This window comes from Modestobacter sp. DSM 44400, from assembly GCF_900107175.1.
Lineage (GTDB): Bacteria > Actinomycetota > Actinomycetes > Mycobacteriales > Geodermatophilaceae > Modestobacter.
On sequence record NZ_FNOZ01000165.1, the window covers coordinates 1 to 1,423 of the forward strand.

Genomic DNA, 1,423 nt, shown 5'->3' on the forward strand with positions numbered 1-1,423 from the left:
CTCCGCCGACGCCGAGATCTGCGCCGACGACGCCGACAACTCCTCCGACGACGCCGCCACCGCATCCGCCGACGCAGCCACCCCGGCCAGCACCGTGCGGAGGGAGCCGAGCGCCTCGTCGAGCGCCGTTGCCATCACGCCGACCTCGTCGCGCTGGTCCACCCCGGTCGGTCGGGTCAGGTCCCCGGCGGCCATGGCCTCGACCGACTGCTGGATGCGGCGCACCGGCCCCACGACGGCGCGCATGGTGAGCAGGCAGATGCCGACGCTCAGGGCGACGGCCACGACGGCGACCAGCACGGCGAGCATCCTGGCCCGGCTGACGGCGTCGGCCAGACGCTGCTCCGCGGCGTCGCTCGCGGCCGCCAGCGTGTCCTTCGCGTCGCCGACCGCACTGTCGGTCAGGTCGTTGGCCGCCTGGATCTCCGCCCATCGGCCGCGCATCCCCGCCTGGTCGGCGACCGAGCTGTCGACGAAGGCAGAGATGGCGTCGACGTACTGCCCGTAGCCCTCGGTCAGGGCGGCGACCGCCGTGGCGGCGTCCCCGGTCAAGGGGATGTCCGAGAGCTCGGCCAGCAGTGCCGTGGGGGTGGCGACGTCATCGGCCAGCTCGGTGAGCTGCGCTTGCGGGTCGTCGCGCACCAACGCCTTGAACCCGTCCACCTTCAGCTCGCTGGCCCGGGTGTCGAGCTGGAGGACCAGGGCCTCGGCGGCATTGAGCCGGGCCGACTCACCGGTGCTCGCGCTGACGGCGGCGTTCGAGACGAGCAGTGTGGTGAGCAGGCCACCGAGGGCGAGGATCACCACGACGATCACGGCGCCGAACTTCACCGCCAGCGGCCGGTCGGCGAACCAGTGCGAGCGCGAACGGGGGGCGGTGGCTCGATCGGTGGTCATGACGTGCTCCTGGGGTGGTGGACGTGCCGGGGGAGGAAACACCACCTCCAGCTGGGTGCTGGTGCCATTTCTCGAGCTGTGGTGTGAGGACCATGGTGCCGTTCCCACAACGCGCCGCACCGGAGTCGATGTGCGTGTTGCACATGGGATTTAGAATTGTCGGTGACCGTTCCCCCGAGCCGCCATGTCGACATCGCCGGAATCCACCGCACGACCATTCCACTGTCCCTGGACATGCGAATGGAGTCCCAGCGCAGCGGTTTCTGCTGCGCTGGAACTCCATTCGAGCGGTGCTCAGCTCAGTAGGTGAAGCGGCCCACGGTGGTGCGCAGGTCGGAGGCCATCCGTGACAGCTCGTCGACTGCGACCCGGGTCTGGCCCAGGGCCTGGGTGGTGGAGCTGGCCGCGGCGGACACACCGGTGATGTTGGTGGCGATCTCGGTCGACCCCCCGGCGGCCTCCTGCACCGACCGCGACATCTCATTCGTCGTCGCGGTCTGCTCCTCCACCGCCGAGGCGATGGTCA

General features: G+C 70.4%; 1 protein-coding gene and 1 pseudogene. Both read right to left on the reverse strand.

Features of this window, described 5'->3' with window-relative positions:
* Positions 1-897: HAMP domain-containing protein (locus BLW04_RS25495; protein ID WP_139307054.1), on the reverse strand; the 897-nt coding region annotated here is incomplete at its 3' end.
* Between the two features lie 299 nt (positions 898-1,196).
* Positions 1,197-1,423 (reverse strand): annotated as a pseudogene (locus tag BLW04_RS25500) (methyl-accepting chemotaxis protein); the annotation flags it as partial.